The organism is Flavobacterium stagni, from assembly GCF_004122105.1.
Lineage (GTDB): Bacteria > Bacteroidota > Bacteroidia > Flavobacteriales > Flavobacteriaceae > Flavobacterium > Flavobacterium stagni.
The window spans coordinates 375812-395202 of record NZ_SBKN01000002.1; the positions used below are offsets into that span (position 1 = coordinate 375812).

At 40.6% G+C, this 19391-nt stretch carries 8 protein-coding genes; 4 read left to right on the forward strand and 4 right to left on the reverse strand.

What is annotated here, in order from left to right:
- The first annotated feature begins 51 nt into the window (after nucleotides 1–51).
- From EQG61_RS06055 to secDF, 3 genes are all read left to right on the forward strand, one after another.
- Nucleotides 52–984 carry a malate dehydrogenase gene (locus tag EQG61_RS06055; RefSeq protein ID WP_129461007.1) on the forward strand — a complete coding sequence of 311 codons (933 nt, stop codon included), beginning with the start codon at nucleotides 52–54 and terminating at the stop codon, nucleotides 982–984.
- Nucleotides 985–1100: 116 nt separating this feature from the next.
- Complete coding sequence (locus EQG61_RS06060; RefSeq protein WP_129461008.1) at nucleotides 1101–2195, forward strand: T9SS type A sorting domain-containing protein; 1095 nt, start codon at nucleotides 1101–1103, stop codon at nucleotides 2193–2195.
- 316 nt (nucleotides 2196–2511) lie between these two features.
- Nucleotides 2512–5547 (forward strand): protein translocase subunit SecDF, encoded by a 3036-nt coding sequence (secDF, locus tag EQG61_RS06065; RefSeq protein ID WP_129461009.1) that lies wholly within the window; start codon nucleotides 2512–2514, stop codon nucleotides 5545–5547.
- A gap of 402 nt (nucleotides 5548–5949) precedes the next feature.
- Here the strand turns inward: secDF and lgt are convergent, their stop codons facing one another.
- The 4 genes from lgt to folE form a co-directional block, all read right to left on the reverse strand.
- Complete coding sequence (lgt, locus tag EQG61_RS06070) at nucleotides 5950–6882, reverse strand: prolipoprotein diacylglyceryl transferase (protein ID WP_129461010.1); 933 nt, start codon at nucleotides 6880–6882, stop codon at nucleotides 5950–5952.
- Nucleotides 6883–6949: 67 nt separating this feature from the next.
- The gene (yidD, locus tag EQG61_RS06075) at nucleotides 6950–7195 is read right to left on the reverse strand and encodes a membrane protein insertion efficiency factor YidD (RefSeq protein WP_206733876.1); all 246 of its coding nucleotides are present in this window, start codon (nucleotides 7193–7195) and stop codon (nucleotides 6950–6952) included.
- A 2-nt stretch (nucleotides 7196–7197) separates the two neighbouring features.
- On the reverse strand, nucleotides 7198–8682 hold the full coding sequence (cysS, locus tag EQG61_RS06080) for a cysteine--tRNA ligase (protein WP_129461011.1): 1485 nt from the start codon (nucleotides 8680–8682) through the stop codon (nucleotides 7198–7200).
- Nucleotides 8683–8691: 9 nt separating this feature from the next.
- Nucleotides 8692–9363: a GTP cyclohydrolase I FolE gene (folE, locus tag EQG61_RS06085; RefSeq protein WP_129461012.1), complete on the reverse strand. Its 672-nt coding sequence runs from the start codon at nucleotides 9361–9363 to the stop codon at nucleotides 8692–8694.
- A gap of 157 nt (nucleotides 9364–9520) precedes the next feature.
- Here folE and EQG61_RS06090 point away from each other — a divergent pair.
- On the forward strand, nucleotides 9521–19391 hold a 9871-nt coding region (locus EQG61_RS06090), incomplete at its 3' end, for a beta strand repeat-containing protein (RefSeq protein ID WP_129461013.1).

The window sequence follows — 19391 nt, forward strand, 5'->3', positions numbered from 1 at the left end:
ATAGCTTCAAAAAATAAAAAAATAATACAAACTTATTAATTACATTTTACAATGAAAGTTACGATAGTAGGAGCAGGAAACGTAGGCGCAACATGCGTAGACGCGATTGCTCACCGAAGAATTGCCAGTGAAATTGTGGTCGTAGATATCAAAGAAGGCTTTGCAGAAGGGAAAGCGATGGATATCATGCAAACGCAAACGACTTTAGGATTCAATACTAAAGTGGTTGGAAGCACCAATGATTACAGCAAAACAGCTGGAAGTGATGTGGTGGTAATTACTTCGGGAATTCCGAGAAAACCGGGGATGACCCGTGAAGAGTTGATTGGTATCAACGCAGGCATCGTTAAAGGAGTGGCCGAACAATTGTTGGCGCATTCTCCCAATGCGATTGTAGTGGTGGTTTCCAACCCGATGGACACGATGACCTATTTAACGTTAAAAGCTACGGGCTTACCGAAAAACCGTATCATCGGTATGGGTGGTGCCTTGGATAGCTCGCGTTTCAAATATTTCTTGTCGCAAGCGATGGACAAGCCAGCCAATGATATTCAAGGGATGGTGATTGGTGGACACGGCGATACAACCATGATTCCGTTGACGCGTTTGGCTTCGTATAATGGTGTGCCTGTTTCACAATTCTTATCGGAAGAGGCTTTGGCAAAAGTAGCGGCTGATACGATGGTTGGTGGCGCTACCTTAACAGGATTATTAGGAACTTCCGCTTGGTATGCACCGGGCGCTTCAGTGGCGTATTTGGTGGATGCTATTTTGAACGACCAGAAAAAAATGATTCCTTGTTCGGTACTTTTAGAAGGGGAATACGGACAAGACGACATTTGTATGGGAGTACCTTGTATTATTGGTAGAAACGGGGTAGAACAAATTGTGGATGTTGCCTTAAACGATGCGGAAAAAGCCTTGTTTGCGAAAAGTGCCGATGCGGTGCGCGCGATGAATGGCGATTTGAAATCGATTTTATAGGTTCGATCCTCAACGATACACACTGCCCGTAAATGAATTTTTACGGGCAGTTTTGTTTTATAAGCTTAGATATTTTGTACTTTTAGATTTTTGTATAACCTCCAAACCGACTACTGTTGAATCAATTACATTTTATTTTACGACTTTTTCATCAAGTATATGCCATGATTATGAATGCATGTAAGCTGCAGTGTATTCCTTCACGGATGGTAGTTTTAGGGTTGGTATTTCTTAGGGGTAATTTTTCAGATGCCCAAATCATCAATTTCCCTGATATAAACTTTAAAAATGCGTTGTTGTCGAGTGATACAAATAACATTGCAGGCATTGGAAATATTCCTAATGTTTTTTTTATTGATATTGATTCTAATGGTAATAATGAAATAGAAGTGTCAGAAGCTTTGTCAATTAATTATCTTTTTCTTAGTTCAAATAGCATTACAAATTTATCAGGAATAGAATTTTTTACAAATTTGACATATTTAAGATGTGATGATAATTTTATTAATTCAATTAATCTTTCTCAATTAGTTAACTTAGTTAATTTAAACTGTTCCAGAAATTTATTATCAACTCTCGACATAAGTTCACTATCTAATTTAGAAAATTTATTTTTTACAAATAATCAAATCACTAACATTGACTTCAGTAACAACCCTCAGTTAGAAGTTGCTTATTGTGGAAATAATTTATTAAGTCAACTAGATTTTAGTAATAATCCGCATTTTTATGACTTAGGGTGTAAAAACAACCCTAATCTTACGGAGTTGATTATAAAAAACAATGCCCATCAGGTATTTGGTACTGGAACATGGTTAAACGAATGCTGGACGGGTTGCCCGAGTCTTTCGCGTATATGCGCGGATAGTTTTGAACTTAGTGCGTTGCAAACGTATTTGAGTGATTGCGGGATTGCAACGTCGGGAATGGTGATTTCGAGCAGTTGTGCGTTGGATATCCCTACACATGAACTCGAGTCATGGGTGGTATCTCCCAACCCCAATCAAGGTTTGTTTACGGTATTGTTTCCTGAAGCCATACCTCAAATACACCTGGAATTGTATTCCATTTGGGGTCAAAAGGTATATGAATCCGATCCTTTGGCGGCTAAAGAAGTGACTATAAACGCAACGGGATTACCACAAGGTATTTATTATTTGGTAGGCACCAGCCCAGGCGGTACGAACTGTCAAAAGTTAGTAATCGAATAATTTCAGACAAGCTTGTAGCAGGAAAATAAGTTAGAATCATCGGCTTTATCGGAAGGGAATTCCTTTTCCATGGGATGAAATGGAGTATAGGGGTGTAATTACCCACAATAAATAAAGAGAGACCGCATTATTGCGGTCTTTTTTTAATAATAAGTGTCTAAATAATTTGTTAATCATTCGGTTAATTTTATATTTGCACGTTTCAAAAAATCTGTCTGTGGGATAGGGTGTTGGTTTTTTCTGAGAATCAACGGGTTAGCCTACGGCAGTTGTTTTTGGTGAAGAGTTAACAAAAATTAATTAATTTTTAGTAGTAATGCAGAATAAGGGACTCGTTAAGTTTTTTGCAATTTTATTTGCTTTGGTAAGTATTTACCAGCTTTCATTCACTTTCGTAGCGAATGGAATTAAGAAAGACGCCAAGGCATTTGCCGAGCAAAAATTGGCCGAAATCAAGAAAAAAGCTGCTCCAGGTCAGCCACTTCCGGAAGTATCCGAATTGGAAGTACAATACTTGGATTCTTTGAAAAAAGTAGATGTTTTTAGTCTTGGTTTTGCCGACTACAACTATGAAGATGTAAGCAACAAACAAATCAACAAAGGTTTGGACTTAGAGGGAGGGATCAACGTGATTCTTCAAATCTCTGTGAAAGACGTATTGAAAGGGTTGTCAAGCGACTCTAAAAATGCGGTTTTCAACAAAGCTTTGGATAATGCTGCTAAAATTCAACAAGGTAATGAGTCGTATTTGGATGCGTTCTTCCGTGCTTTTGATGAAGCTGCGGCTGGAACAGGAACAAAATTAGCTTCTCCTGATGTTTTCGCTAACAAAAACCTATCGGACGAGATCAACTTCAAAATGTCGGATGACCAAGTGAAGAAAGTGATCCGTCGTAAAGTGGACGAATCGGTAGATTCTGCTTTTGGGGTATTGCGCAAACGTATCGATAAATTTGGGGTTGTTCAACCGAACATCGCAAAATTGGGTCAGACTGGACGTATTTTGGTAGAATTACCAGGAGCGAAAGATGTTGACCGTATTAAAAAATTATTACAATCAACTGCACAATTGGAGTTTTGGGAAACCTACCGTTTGGAAGAAATGGGAACGTTTTTTGAAACGGCTAACCAAGCGTTACGCACTTCGGATGTAGCAGCAAAAACAACAGAAGACAAAACGGTTGTAAACGACTCGTTAAAAGCGATGTTGGGGAACAAATCGAAAGATTCAGTATCAAAAAACACGGCTGATTTAGGTCCGTTGAAAAGTCGTATGACTTACGGTGGTGGTCCTGTATTAGGTGTTGTAGCTGCAAAAGATACCGCTAAAGTAGGCGAATATTTGCGTCGTGCAGACATTCGTAACTTAATCCCAGCAGACAAGCGTTTCGCGAAATTTGTATGGAGTAAAGCCAATGTATCGGTTGATCCAAAAACGAAAAAAGAATCACAAACTTTTGAATTGTACGCTTTAAAAGGAAACAAAGATAATGTAGCTCCTTTAAGTGGTGGTGTGATTGTAGATGCTCGTGACACGTTTGACCAATTGGGTAAACCAGCGGTTTCTATGCAAATGAACGGTCAAGGAGCAAAAACTTGGGAAGAATTAACAGGTAAGGCTTATACAGACAAAGGATTTATCGCTATTGTATTGGATAACGTAGTGTATTCTGCACCGGGTGTATCAACAGGTCCAATTGCGGGTGGTCGTTCTGAAATTTCAGGTAACTTTGATGTGGCTGAAACCAAAGACTTAGCGAACGTATTACGTGCGGGTAAACTACCGGCTGCGGCTGAAATCGTTCAATCAGAAGTTGTAGGTCCGTCTTTAGGACAAAAAGCCATTGATGCAGGTACTACTTCGTCTATCGTAGGTTTGGTATTGGTATGTTTATGGATGATGTTCTACTACGGTAGAGCAGGTCTATACGCTAACATTGCTTTATTAGTGAACTTATTGTTCTTGTTTGGTATCTTAGCTAGTTTAGGTGCGGTATTGACGTTGCCAGGTATTGCAGGTATCGTATTAACTTTGGGTACTGCGGTTGATGCTAACATCATTATTTATGAAAGAGCGAAAGAAGAATTGCGCGATGGAAAATCGTTAGGAGAAGCTGTGGTGACTTCTTACGGTTGGAAAGGGGCGATGCGTTCGATCATTGATGCAAACGTTACCCACGTTTTAACAGGAGCAATTCTTTATATTTTCGGTACAGGACCCATTCAAGGTTTCGCAACTACATTGTTGATTGGTATTTTCACGTCGTTGTTTACGTCTATCTTTATTGCACGTATCTTCATCGATAGAGATGTGGCCAACAACAAACCGTTAGCGTTTACAACCAACTTAACAAAGAACTGGTTTACAGGATTTAACTTCGACTTCATCGGTATTAAGAAATATTCGTATATTTTCTCTACATTGGTAGTTATTGTAAGCTGTGTATCGTTCTATTTTAACGGATTGGATGAAGGCGTTGACTTTGTGGGTGGACGTACTTTCCAAATTAAATTTGAGAAAACTGTGGACGCTTCAGTTATTTCTGAAGAGTTAACCAAAGAATTTGGAACAACTGTAGAAGCCAAAGTATTTGGTGATGATGACCAATTGAAAATCACAACCAAATACAAAATCAAGGAAGAATCAGAGAACACTGATAAAGAAGTTAATGAGAAGCTTTACAAAGCATTGTCTAAATATTTCCCAGGAACTAAATATGAGCAATTCATCAATACCTACGACGGTAAAAAAGTTGGGGTGTTGCAAGCTTCTAAAGTAGGGGCTGCTATTTCGGCAGATATCAAAACCAACTCGTTCTGGGCGGTTATTGGTGCAATGTTGATTGTAGGTTTGTACTTGGTAGTTTCATTCCGCAAATGGCAGTATTCCTTAGGAGCGTTAGCAGCCGTATTCCACGACGTAATCTTCGTATTGGGTGTTTACTCTTTAGGATACAAATATGCGCCTTTCCACATGGAAATGGATCAACACTTCATCGCGGCGATTTTGACCGTTATTGGTTACTCGATGAACGATACCGTAATTGTATTTGACCGTATTCGTGAGTTCTTGGCAGGTAACCGTAAAGGTCACTTCAAAGATGTGGTAAATGCTTCTATTAATACAACGTTATCCCGTACATTGAATACTTCATTAACGATGATCTTAGTATTGTTAATCATGTTTATCTTCGGTGGGGAATCGATTCGTGGTTTCGTATTTGCGATGCTTATTGGTATCGTAATCGGTACGTATTCATCGTTATTCATTGCAACACCGGTATTGGTAGATACCATGAAACAAAGCGATATCGATGATATTGAAAAACGTCACTTTACAGATCAAGAATAATTGATTGTAGACATACATTGAAAACCACTCTTCGGAGTGGTTTTTTTTTGGAATAGCAGGAAAGGATAGTGCTTTGTAGAGTGTAGAAAGTGTTAAGGGTGTAGAAAGTGTAAAGGGTGTAGAAAGTGTAAATGGTGTAAAGATGTAAATGGTGTAAAGGGTGAAAAGTGTAAAGGGTGAAAAGTGTAAAGGGTGAAAGGTGTAAAGGGTGTAAAAGGTGTAAAAGGTGTAAAGGTGTAAAAGGTGTAAAAGGTGTATAAGGTGTATAAGGTGTATAAGGTGTATAAGGTGTAAAGGAGTAAATGGGCAATTCAACGAATTAAAGTATCAAAAGTGTTATACGTTTGGTAGAATAAGGAAAATAAAGGCATAAAAAAACCTCCCGAAGGAGGTTGTATCACTTTATATATCGATGTCATCGGGTAGGGGTCGTTCCGCCATGAAGAGGAAATAGAGTCCGACCAGGATAAAAGGAATACTCAGCCATTGACCCGTTGAAAACTGATTGAGTCCGTCGATTTTCTCTAACCCACCTTGGGATTCTTTTACAAATTCGACCACAAAGCGTACGGTCCACAATAATATCAAGAAAACTCCAAAAATGAGTCCGTGTTTTTCGGCTGCTTTCGTTCTCCAATACAAGTAAAACAAGATAAAGAAAACAAAGATATAGCAGAAGGATTCATACAATTGTGCAGGGTAACGATAAGGTACTTGCGCCAATAAATCGGCAAATTTTGGGTCGTGAACTAAAGCATGATAAGCGGCTTCAGGAGTAGCTTGTCCTGTTTTTTCCATGATGATTTGTGCAGGAAAGGTATCGTGAACAAATCGAGTAGCGAGAAAGCTGTTGGCATTGGTTACTTTTCCAATGATTTCTGAATTAAAGAAGTTACCAATACGCACGAATATAGCACCACAAGCTACAGGAATGACCACGCGGTCCAAAACCCATAATAGCGGTCGGTTAATGACTTTTTTGCTATAAAAATACATCGTGATAATGATGGCAATCGCTGCGCCATGGCTAGCTAAACCTGCAAAACCGGTAAATTGGAATTCGGGTTCAAATTGGAATGGCAATAAAATCTCAGCGGGATGATTGCGGAAGTATTCCCATTCGTAGAAAAAAACATGTCCCAAGCGCGCACCCAAAAGGGTAGCCAATACAGTCCAAATGAAAAGCGTATCGAGTTTATCCAGCGATTCTTTTTCATTTTCGTAAATCCGTTTCATAATGTACCAACCCAACGCAAAGGCGATGACGAACATTAAGCTGTAAATACGAATGTTTAAAGGGCCGAGGTGAAAGCCTTCTGCGGGATTCCAAATCATAGTTTTTGGGGATGTTTGATTATAACCAAAAATAAGTATTTATTTTTTGGATGTATTTAAAATTATGTTATTTATCGGTATTTTTTTTAGGTGGCACAGGGTCATAACCGGTTTTTCCCCAAGGGTGACAGGAAAGAATTCGTTTTATGCCTAAATAACTTCCTTTAAGTGGTCCGTGGATTTGCACTGCTTCTATAAAATAATGGGAGCAGGTGGGATGAAAGCGACAAGTTGAAGGTGTGAAAGGCGAAATAGCCGTTTGATAAAAGCGGATGAGTGCAATTATCGGGTAGGCTATTATTTTCTTTATCATGATTACAACGTAAAGGTAGTGCCTTCTTTTCCGTCTTTCAATTGAATACCTAATTCACTGAGTCGGTCGCGAATTTCATCGGATAACGCCCAGTTTTTGTTGGCGCGGGCATTGTTTCGCATCGCAATCAACATTTCAACTACACCGCTTAATTTATCTGTGTTTGAAGCCGTTTTCTTACTGTTTTTAATACCCAATACCTCATGGATAAATGCATGGAGCGTTGATTTAAGCAACTGTATATCTTCCGCAGTTAATTGCTCTTTTTGGTCGTTCACCAAATTGATGTAACGAATGCCTTCAAAAAGGTGTGCGATGAGAATAGGAGTGTTGAAGTCATCATTCATGGCTTCATAGCACTGGTCAACCCATGCAGCAATGGATAACGTTGATGTAGGCGCCGGACTTAATTTTTCAAGTAAATCCAAAGCTTCCATCATACGGTTATAGCCTTTTTCACTGGCCAACATGGCTTCGTTGGAAATATCCAAAACGCTTCTGTAGTGGGCTTGCAAAAAGCAAAAACGGACCACAGCAGGATCGAAAGCCTTATCAAAAAAGTCGTTTTTACCTTCGAGTAGTTCCATTGGAAGGATATAATTCCCGGTGGATTTACTCATGCGCAGGCCGTTCATGGTCAGCATATTGGCATGCATCCAGTAGTTGACCGGACTTTTTTCATTGCAACCTTTTCCTTGTGCGACTTCACATTCGTGGTGTGGGAATTTTAAGTCTAATCCTCCACCATGAATGTCAAATGTTTCGCCCAAATATTTCGTACTCATGGCGGTACATTCAAGGTGCCAACCGGGGAAACCTTCACCCCATGGAGAGTTCCAACGCATAATATGTGCGGGTGATGCATTTTTCCACAAGGCAAAGTCTTGTGGATTTTTCTTCTCGTTTTGTCCGTCCAAATCACGTGTGTTGGCTAATAGTTCTTCCACATTACGGTTACTGAGTTCCCCGTAATTAAGTCCGCGCTTATTGTACTCTAAGACATCAAAATACACAGAACCGTTACTTACATAAGCCAAACCTTTATCGATTAACTTTTGGGTGAGTTCGATTTGTTCGATAATATGTCCGGTAGCCGTGGGTTCAATACTCGGAGGAAGGAAATTGAATAGTTCCAATACCCGATGAAAATCCACTGTATATTTTTGAACCACTTCCATGGGTTCTAATTTTTCCAATCGCGATTGTTTTACAAAGCGATCGTTGTCAACATTACCATCGTCGGTAAGGTGACCCGCATCGGTGATATTGCGCACATAGCGTACGTTATACCCCAAATGCATGAGGTAGCGGTAAATCATATCAAAACTCATAAAGGTGCGTAAATTTCCCATGTGTACATTGCTATACACGGTTGGTCCACAAACATACATTCCCACATTTCCTTCGGTGATGGGTTGGAAAGTTTCCTTTGTTCCGGTTAGTGAATTGTAAATTTTAAGCGTATGGTTTTGATATAAAGTACTCATGATAATCGATTAGAAACGCGTATCTAGTTTAATGTATTCTAAAAATTCCTGGCGAACGGCTTCTTCTTTGAATTTGCCTCCAAATTCAGCGGTTACCGTGCTGCTTTCAATGTCGCGGATGCCACGGGAATTCACACAAAGGTGTTTGGCATCGATGATACAAGCTACGTCGTCTGTTTTTAATACTTGTTGTAATTCTCGAACAATTTGGATAGTCAAACGTTCTTGTACTTGAGGACGTTTCGCATAAAAATCGACAATACGATTCATTTTTGAAAGTCCGACAACGTTGCCATTTGAGATATAGGCCACGTGTGCTCTCCCTACAATGGGGAGTAAGTGATGTTCGCAAGTTGAATAAACGGTGATGTTTTTTTCAACCAACATTTCATTGTATTTGTATTTGTTTTCAAATGTTGAAGAGCCTGGTTTTTTGGTGGGATTTAGTCCACCAAATATTTCTTTGACAAACATTTTGGCCACTCGGTTAGGTGTGCCTTTCAAACTGTCGTCGGTTAGATCCATTCCTAAGGTATTAAGAATGTTTTCAACGTCTTTTTTTATTGATTCAATTTTTTGCTCGTCTGATAGCTCAAATGCGTCAGCACGAAGGGGAGTATTTTCGTTGGTAGCAATGTGATTATTGCCCATTTCATCCTGTAAGTTGTCCTCAGAAATCATTGATATTTGTTAAAGTTATAAAGCAATTTTTGATTCGCAAAGATAACCATAAATGGGTAAGATGTTGCAGATTCTCATTCAAAAATAAAATTTACGTATTTTAAGATAATGTTACTTTAAATTTAATTATTTTTAGCCCTTTAAAAATTACGCGCGAATGAGAGTTTTTACCCTAAAATTGCTATTTACTATACTGTTTGTTAATGTTTTACAGGCTCAAAATCTTTTGAATAATGGAGATTTTGAATCCGGAGGAGTAGGAGTAGGTTTTAACATTAATGGAACGGGATATAACTATGTAGCTACCGCTTCAGGTACCACTGCTGCTGGGGATTACAGTTTTACTACAAATCCACAACCTTTTAATACAACCAATTTTATAACCACGGGTGATCATACTACTGGAAGTGGTACTATGATGATTATTGATGGAAGTAATGACGGTGGTAACCCTAGTTTTTGGAAAGCAGGGAATAGTGGCGGTGGTGTTTGTGGTTTGACAGTTGGTGCGACTTATACTTTCCGTTATTGGGTTCGATCCATTTCTACAACTGTAACCAATCCCGCAACGCAAGCCGACATCCGTGTGGTGTTTAACAATGCGACAGTGGTTACAAGTCCGGCAAGTACGTTAGCTCCGGTGACTACTGCAGGTTGGGAACAACGCGAGTATACGTTTACTCCTACAAATGCTTGTGTCAATATTGAATTGCGTAATTTCAATACAAGTTTTGTAGGTAATGATTTTGCTATAGATGATTTGGCGGTGATTCCACCTCCTCAACCCTTAACGGTACGTTATTCAGTAGTAACACCCTATTGTGCAACGCCAGCCACGGGTTCGATTTCAGTTTATGGTAATGGAGGTACAGCACCGTATACAAATTATACAATTGCGGGTCCGGTGAACCTAAACAATACCACCGGAGTTTTTACCAATTTACCTGTCGGAAATTACACGGTGAGTGTTACAGATACAGCGGGTAATACGGTTTCTCAGAGTAATGTTCAATTAACGGGTGCTCCAAATCCATTAACAGTTTCTCCAAATTCAACTATTTGTGCAGGAGGAAATACAACATTGTCGGTAGCGGGTGGTACTTCATATACATGGACGGCATCTCCGGCTGATCCCTCGTTAACCACACCAACGAGTGCGACACCCATTGTGAGTCCGACTACCACTACTACGTACACGGTTTCTTCTATTGCGAATTTTAATAAAAATTTGGTATATAATGGAGATTTTACTTTAGGAAATGTTGGTTTTGCAACGGATTATGTTTATGTGTCTCCTACTAACTCTTCGGGAGCACAACAATTATATGGTGTTGTCAATAACCCAAATGCATGGTATACTTCTTTTGTGAACTGTCCTGATCATACGAATGGTTCTGGCAATATGATGGTTGTTGATGCTTCAGTATCGAATTCAGGAAATGATAGTGTATGGAGCCAAACGATACCAGTCAACAACAATACCAATTATACATTCTCGTATTGGGTACAAACTTTATCACCTAATAATTTTGCGACATTACAGGTTAAAATCAATGGTACTGCTTTAGGTACAGTCCAAGCGCCAACTACTACAGTTTGTGGTAACTGGACACAGGTCACCTATAACTGGAATTCTGGGGCAAGTACAACCGCACAAATTGTTATCAATGATACCAACACAGCAGCTGCGGGTAATGATTTCGCGTTGGATGATATTGCTTTTACTACAGCTGTGACTTGCAATGCAACTAATGCAGTTACAATAACAGTAAATACATTATCGATTTCTGTTCCGAGCAATCAGACCTATTGTGATGGCGCCACTGTTCCTGCTCAAAACTTTACCAGTTCGTTACCTGGAACTACATTTACTTGGACCAATTCCAATTCAAATGTAACCATTGGAAGTTCGGGTTTAGGAAATATTAATTCTTTTCTAGCAACGAATAATACGACTGTACCTCAAACAACTACAATTACTGTTACAGGTTCTTTTAATGGTTGTGCGAATGATGTAAAAAGTTATACCATTACCGTAAATCCTCCACCAGCAGTAATGGTTAACAATATTGTAAAATGTACGGGTGATACATCACCGGGAGTTATTACTGCCACACCTTCATTTCCGGGTACCTACAATTATGCTTGGACAGTACCGGTTGGAGTACCAGCACCGGGGAATGTGGCCAGTTTCCCTACGACTATCGCAGGAAATTATTCTGTGACTATTACCAATACTACAACAGGTTGTACAGCTACATCTTTTGTGCCGGGAGTGTTTAGTTTTGATTTGGATTGTTGTGTACAAGATGCAATGACAGTTTCAGCAGAAGATTATACATTGTGTGAAAATACCAATTGTACCGTACTTAGTGCAAGTTATATTGACATAAAAGACACTTCTAACTATACAGTAAGTTCCATTCCATATGCACCAGAATTAGCTTTGGGAAATTTCCCCACAGCATTGTGTACTGTTGATGATGCCTATACACAAGTGGTAAATCTTCCTTTTCAGTTTAGTTTTTACGGACAATGTTATAATCAATTCCAATTAAGTACAAACACTTATTTAACCTTTTTGGCCAATAATACTGTTTGTACAGGAGGAAGTAGTCCTTGGGCTTTTACGCAATCCATTCCAGCTTTGGCTGCTGGAAATGCCGAATTCAGAGCGTCTATTTTTTTCCCAATGCAAGATACTAATCCGGCGGTTCCCTCTACTCCTGCGGTTTCCATCAATTACATTGTAGATGGACTAGCACCTTGTCGTAAATTGATTGTTAATGTTAAAAATATGCCTTTATTTTCGTGTGGAACGGGTCAAGGTCTACAAGAAAGTCAGTTGGTTTTACATGAAAGTACCAATATCATTGATATTCACGTTAAAAGACGCTCGGTATGTACGGGGTGGAATAGTGGTAGTGGTGTAATTGGTATTCAAAATGATCCCGGAAATTTAGGACTTGCTGCTCCAGGAAGAAATACAGGTACTTGGACGGCCACTAATGAATCTTGGCGTTTTACACCTAGTGGAACTTCTTTAACATCGATTGAGTGGTTGAATGGAACTACGGTTATAGGTACTACACCTTCAGTACCAGTATGTCCTACAACTACAACAACCTATACCGCCAATGTGAAATACAATCTTTGTGGTGGTGTACGAACAGTTTCACGTCCGATTACTATTGAGGTGAGTCCGGATGATACTTCTAACGCACCATCAATAACCAATTGTATCCCTAATAATTCCTTTGATTTAACACAAAATGAAGCGCCAGTTTTAGGTCCTTTATTAGGGACAGGAGAATATGAAGTATATTATTATTTAAATCAATCGGATGCTGAAAATTTAGCATCAAATAATATTGCAAATCCTTCTTCTTATTTACTAACTACGGGCAATAGTCAAATCATTTACATGAGTTTGTATAATGTAAATACGGGTTGTATTCGCATTAAGCCTTTCAGTGTATCTATGATTGACTGTAGTACATGTCCAACAATTACAAGTCCGTCTTCTGCACAAACCTTATGTCTAGGCGCTGATATGGATCCGTTATCAGTTAGTACTACTTTTGCGGGAACTAATGCTATTTCTTATGTTTATTTTACCACGCCACAAGTGGGTTCAAATATGTATACTGGTGGTACTTTACTCGGAAATGCAACACCGAATGCTTCTAGTATCGCAACGTACAACCCAGGCGTTTTAGGTACAGTGGGTTCACTTCCTAATACCACGGGAACCTATTATATTTATGCCATTGCAAATCCAACGCCATCGTCGTTAACCTGTAGACCATATCAGGAGATCATTGTTACTGTGACATCCTTAAATGGATTGTCATTAACTTCAACTCCTGCAACAACTAATCAAACACTATGTTTGGGTGATGCAATTACACCTATAACTTATACATATGACCCAACAGCAACAGCTACAGTAACTGGTTTACCTGCGGGAGTAACTGCCGCAATTGCATCGGGTAATATATCCATTACAGGAACACCAACAACCATTACAGCGACACCTCTTACCTATACAGTTTCTGTAACAGGTAGTGCATGTGGCTCTCCTACGGCGACAGGTACTATTATGGTTGAACCAGTAGCTACTTTAGTACTTACTTCTGCTGCTGCAACATCAAATCAAACGGTTTGTGACAATGTTGCTATTTCCAATATTGTATATACATTCGGTGGTTCAGCAACGGGTGCTACAGTTACAGGATTACCTCCTGGAGTAACAGCAGCCGTTTCGGGTAATACTTTAGTAATTTCTGGAATCCCTACAACTAGTTCGGGGTCACCTTTTAATTATACGGTTACTACTACAGGTGGAAGTTGTGGAACTCCTTCATTAACGGGAACAATTACGGTTAATCCAACAACTACTTTGGTGTTAACTTCAGCAACAGGGACTGATAATCAAACGGTATGTGTCAACAGTCCAATTACTCCTTTGATATATACTTATGGAGGATCTGCAACGGGGGCAACTGTAACTGGATTGCCTGCTGGTTTAACATCTTCTATTACTGGAAATACGGTAACCATTTCTGGAAGTCCGACTACCAATGTTGGGTCTCCATTCACAGTTACCATTACAACTACTGGAGGAAATTGTGGAACTCCATCAATGTCAGCAAATTTCACAGTACAACCCCAGGCAACTTTAGTGTTAACCTCTGCTGCAAGTACTAATAACCAGACAGTTTGTGTTAATACACCTATAACGAATATAGTTTACACATTTGGAAATGGTGCGACGAATGCCACAGTTACAGGATTGCCATCTGGAGTAACAGCAACAGTTACTGGTAATACAGTTACTATTTCAGGAACTCCGACAACAAACACGGGATCTCCATTTAATTACACAATTACTACTTCGGGAGGAAACTGCGGAGCACCCTCTCTAAATGGGTCTATTATTGTGAATCCAAGTGTCACGTTAAGTTTGACATCAGTGGCAGCAACAACTTCGCAGACAGTTTGTATCAATACTCCGATTACTACTATAGAATATACGATAGGTAATGGTGCCACTGGTGCCACAGTAACTGGATTACCTGCAGGTGTAACGGCTTCCGTAACAGGTTCGACCGTGACCATTTCAGGATCACCTACCACTGTTACAGGTTCACCATTTACCTATACCGTTACCACAACGGGCGGATGTAGTTCGCAATCCTTGTCTGGATCTATTACAGTCAATCCTAATGTAACATTAAATTTGACATCTGCTCCTTCAACAACTTCACAAATAGTTTGTATTAATACACCTATAACCAACATAGTTTACACCCTTGGAAATGGTGCTACAGGTGCAACGGTAACTGGATTACCAGCAGGTGTAACTGCAACTATATCTGGAAATACAATCACTATTTCTGGGACACCAACAACCAATGCAGGTTCACCTTTTAATTATAATGTTACAACTACTGGTGGTTGTAGTACTCAGACGTTATCTGGTACAATTACAGTGAATGTTGGTGCAACATTAGTGCTTAGTTCTACAGCATTCCTTGCCAATCAAACAGTTTGTATTAATACACCTATAACGAATATTGTATACACTTTTGGAGGGTCTGCAACTGGAGCAACAGTTTCTGGATTACCTGCAGGTGTGACTTTTTCAGTTTCGGGTAATTCGGTAATTATTTCAGGGTCACCTTCAACTCTTGTCGCTTCACCTTATACTTTTACAGTAAGTACAACTGGTGGAACATGTGGTGCTCCTTCATTGACAGGAACAATTACAGTTGAACCTTTAGCCACTTTGGTATTAACATCAAATGCATCAACAACAAATCAAACAGTTTGTGAAAATAACCCAATTACGAATATTGTATACACTTTTGGGGGTACGGCTACAGGTGCTACCGTTACAGGTTTACCTACTGGGGTTACGGCTTCAGTAACAGGAAATACAGTGACGATTTCGGGTACTCCAACTTCAGCAACGGGTTCGCCTTTTAATTATACGGTGACTACAACAGGTGGTGCTTGTGGATTCCCATCTTTAACGGGAACCATCACAGTGAAACCAACGGACACTTTAGTGTTAACCTCTGCGGCAACAACTAATGCTCAAACAGTTTGTTTGAACAGTGCCTTAACAGCGATAGAATATACCTTTGGAGGAACTGTTACTGGTGCCACAGTAGCTGGATTACCAGCAGGTGTAACCTACGCTGTTTCTGGAAATACTGTTACAATAACAGGTGCACCCACAACATTAACCGGTTCGCCATTCACTTATACTGTGAATACAACGGGAGGAACATGTGGTTCACCCTCTTTAACGGGAACCATCACTGTTCAACCAATAGCTACTTTAGTTTTAACTTCAAATGCGGCTACTGCTAATCAAACGGTATGTATTAATAGCCCAATTACGAATATTGTGTATGCTTTTGGAGGTACGGCAACAGGTGTTACAGTAACGGGACTACCTGCTGGGGTTACGGCTGCAGTAGTAGGAAATACAGTTACTATTTCAGGTTCTCCAACAACAGTTACGGGTTCACCTTTTAATTATACGGTGACTACAACAGGAGGTGCTTGTGGATTCCCATCTTTAACGGGAACCATCACTGTAAAACCTACAGATACATTAGTATTAACCTCTGGGTCCACAACGAATGCTCAAACGGTTTGTTTGAACAGTGCCCTTACAGCGATTGAATATACATTTGGTGGTACAGTTACTGGGGCCACAGTTACTGGATTACCCGCAGGTGTTAGCTATGCTGTATCAGGAAATACTGTTACGATAACTGGTGCACCTACTACTTTAACCGGCTCGCCATTCACCTATACTGTGAATACAACCGGAGGAACTTGTGGTTCACCTTCTTTGACGGGAACCATCACTGTTCAACCACTTGCAACATTGGTGCTAACTTCTAATGCGGCTACTGCTAATCAAACGGTTTGTGTAAATAGCGCAATTACAAATATTGTATATACTTTTGGCGGTACAGCAACAGGAGCAACCGTTACAGGCTTACCTGCAGGGGTTTCAGCTAACGTAGTAGGTAATACAGTTACTATTTCTGGTACTCCAACTACAGTAACAGGTTCGCCTTTTAATTATACGGTAACAACTACAGGTGGTGCTTGTGGTTCACCTTCATTAACAGGGTCAATTACTGTACGTCCTTTAGCAACAATCGTTCTTTCATCACCTACGGGATCAGATAATCAATCCGTTTGTGCTTTTTCATCGATAGCGGTAATTCGCTATACGATTGGAGGTACGGCTACTGGAACTTCTGTAACCGGTTTACCAACCGGTGTTACTGCTTCATTCAGTGGAGGTGTAACTACGATTTCAGGTGTGCCTACAGTGCCTGGTATTTATAATTATACAATTACAACTACAGGAGGTGCTTGTGGTACAGCAACTTTATCGGGTTCAATTACAGTAATCCAAGCACCAAGTGCGACACAGCCTACACCTTATGTTCAGTGTGATGACAATAACGACGGCGTAGCTTGTACATTTATTTTGGATACCAAAATTCCTGAAGTGACCAGTAGTTCAACGGTAAGTGTAACTTTCCACTTGACCTTAACGGATTCACAAACAGGATTCAATCCAATTCCTTCTAATGTGCCGTTCTGTAACAACGATTATGATCAACAGACCATTTATATCCGAGTGTTTGACCCGGCAGCACCAGCTTGTCCAACATTAACCACATTGAGTTTAGTTGTGGTTCCAAAACCAGTAGCGACGCCTCCAGCGGATTACCACAAATGTGATGATAACACGGATGGTATTGCGGTGTTCAACTTGAATACAGTGGTGAACCCACAGGTATTGGGTAGTTTAGCTGCCTCACAGCATACAGTGACTTATTATACCTCACAAGCGGATGCTTTGGTTCCTCAAAATGCCTTATCGGGAACGAATGCTTTTGCTTCGGCCTCGACGACATTGTGGATTCGTGTGCAAAACAATACTACAGGCTGTTTTGATGTAGTGTCCGTAAACTTAGTGGTTGACCCATTACCGCTATTACCAGCTGTGGGCTACTTCCCGCAATATGAATTGTGTGAGACTACGGCTCCTGTGGGCTATGAATTCTTTAATTTGAATTCGCAATTACCAACTATCTTAAACGGACAAACGGGCATTCAAGTGAAGTTTTATCCGACCTTGGCTAATGCCAATGCCAATACCAACGCGATTACAAATACGGCGGCCTATCAAAACGGACCTCCTTACAACCAAACTATTGGTATTCGTTTAACCAATACCACGACAGGATGTTATGTAGTGTCTACCATGGACTTGATTGTGAATCCGAAGCCAGCACCGAATGTGCCAACGGCTCCGTATGTGGTGTGTGACGACAACCAAGACGGTGTGGGTGAGTTTGATTTAAATACCTTAACGCCTGTCTTGTTAATGGGTACGCCAGCTTTGTACACCATCAGCTACCACCTTACGCAAGTAGATGCACAAACGCCCGTTAACGCAATTCCGTTAACTCAACCGTTTATCAATAACGATCCGTTTGTACAGATTATCTGGGTTCGCGCCGAAGATCCTACTACAGGCTGTTACACGGTAGTTCCTGTAACCTTGCAAGTGAATGTTTCGCCGATAGCGCCAACCAACTTGCCGACGATTAACAACTGTGATGTAGACAGCAACCCACAAGACGGTTGTACGACCTTTAACTTAGCGTCACAGACTCCTGCGGTTTTGGCCCAACAAACTACAGCTGCCAACAATTATACGGTAACCTATTACACTTCACAGGCCGATGCTTCGGCTTCACCAGCGGGTATCAACCCGATTGTGAATACAACCAACTATACCGCTTGTGGCACCACAACCATTTGGGTGCGTGTGGAGCATAAATCAACGCATTGTTTTGCGGTGGGTTCTTTTGACTTGCAAGTGAACACGTCTTTGGTGTTGACCACGCCTACGCTGTATGCATTGTGTGATGATGATGCCACACCAAATAATCAGTTTACGAGTTTTGATTTGGTCAGCTTTGTGGGTACGGTTCCCGGGCATACCCTTGCATTCTACTTGGATGCGGCCCATACCCAACCGATCAATACCCCAAGCGCGTTTACCAATATCATTGCGGCTAACCAAACGATTTTCGTAGGTGCTACCAATACTACTACAGGTTGTAAAAGCTACCGTACCTTAACCGTGCGGGTATTGCCAGTTCCAACACCGCGCACCAACCCACCGGCTTTGGCAGCGAAGTGTGATGTGAATAGTCCAGGAGATGGGTATGAGATTTTTGACTTGACGGTGAATGCTACTTATATCTTAAACGGACAAGCCAATGTGAGTTTGCATTACTACCCGAGTTATAACGATGCGGTGGCGGATACCAATGAGATTCTTACACCAACGGTAGCCAACGTGAATCAGAACGTATGGATTCGTGTGGAGAGCAACTTGAACATTGACTCGTTCAACGAACACTGTTATGTACTGGTTGAACAAGCCTTAACGGTGAATCCGTTGCCAACCTTGGTACAGCCTGTGGCCGATTACCAAGAATGTGACGATGATACCGATAATATCACGGCGTTTAACTTAACCGCTTGGGGTCAGGCCAACTTGCTTACGGGCAATGCGCTACCGCTGAGTAATTATACCTTGAGTTTCTACGAAGATGCAGCACTCACGCAGTTGATTGCTAATCCTAATGGATACTTAAATACGAGCAACCCACAAACGTTGTATGTGGTGGCGACCAACAGTACGACAGGTTGTCGCTCAGTAGCGGGAACATTCAATATCTTGGTGAATCCCAAGCCACAAGCTGACGTACCGTCTATTCCCTTTAAAACATGTGATACCGACGGAACAAACGACGGGCAGTTTGCCTATGACTTGACTCCACTGGTGGCGATTGCTTTGGGGACACAACCTAGTACCGATTTTACGGTAAGTTTCTACAACACCCAATTGGATGCACAGAATGAAACCAATGCCATCACTGATTTAGTAAATTATATGACCTATACCC

Coding starts and splice junctions, on each gene's coding strand:
- EQG61_RS06055 (WP_129461007.1), top strand. CDS start 52: ATGAAAGTTACGATAGTAGGAGCAGGAAACGTAGGCGCAACATGCGTA.
- secDF (WP_129461009.1), top strand. CDS start 2,512: ATGCAGAATAAGGGACTCGTTAAGTTTTTTGCAATTTTATTTGCTTTG.
- lgt (WP_129461010.1), bottom strand. CDS start 6,882: ATGATTTGGAATCCCGCAGAAGGCTTTCACCTCGGCCCTTTAAACATT.
- yidD (WP_206733876.1), bottom strand. CDS start 7,195: ATGATAAAGAAAATAATAGCCTACCCGATAATTGCACTCATCCGCTTT.
- cysS (WP_129461011.1), bottom strand. CDS start 8,682: ATGAGTACTTTATATCAAAACCATACGCTTAAAATTTACAATTCACTA.
- folE (WP_129461012.1), bottom strand. CDS start 9,363: ATGATTTCTGAGGACAACTTACAGGATGAAATGGGCAATAATCACATT.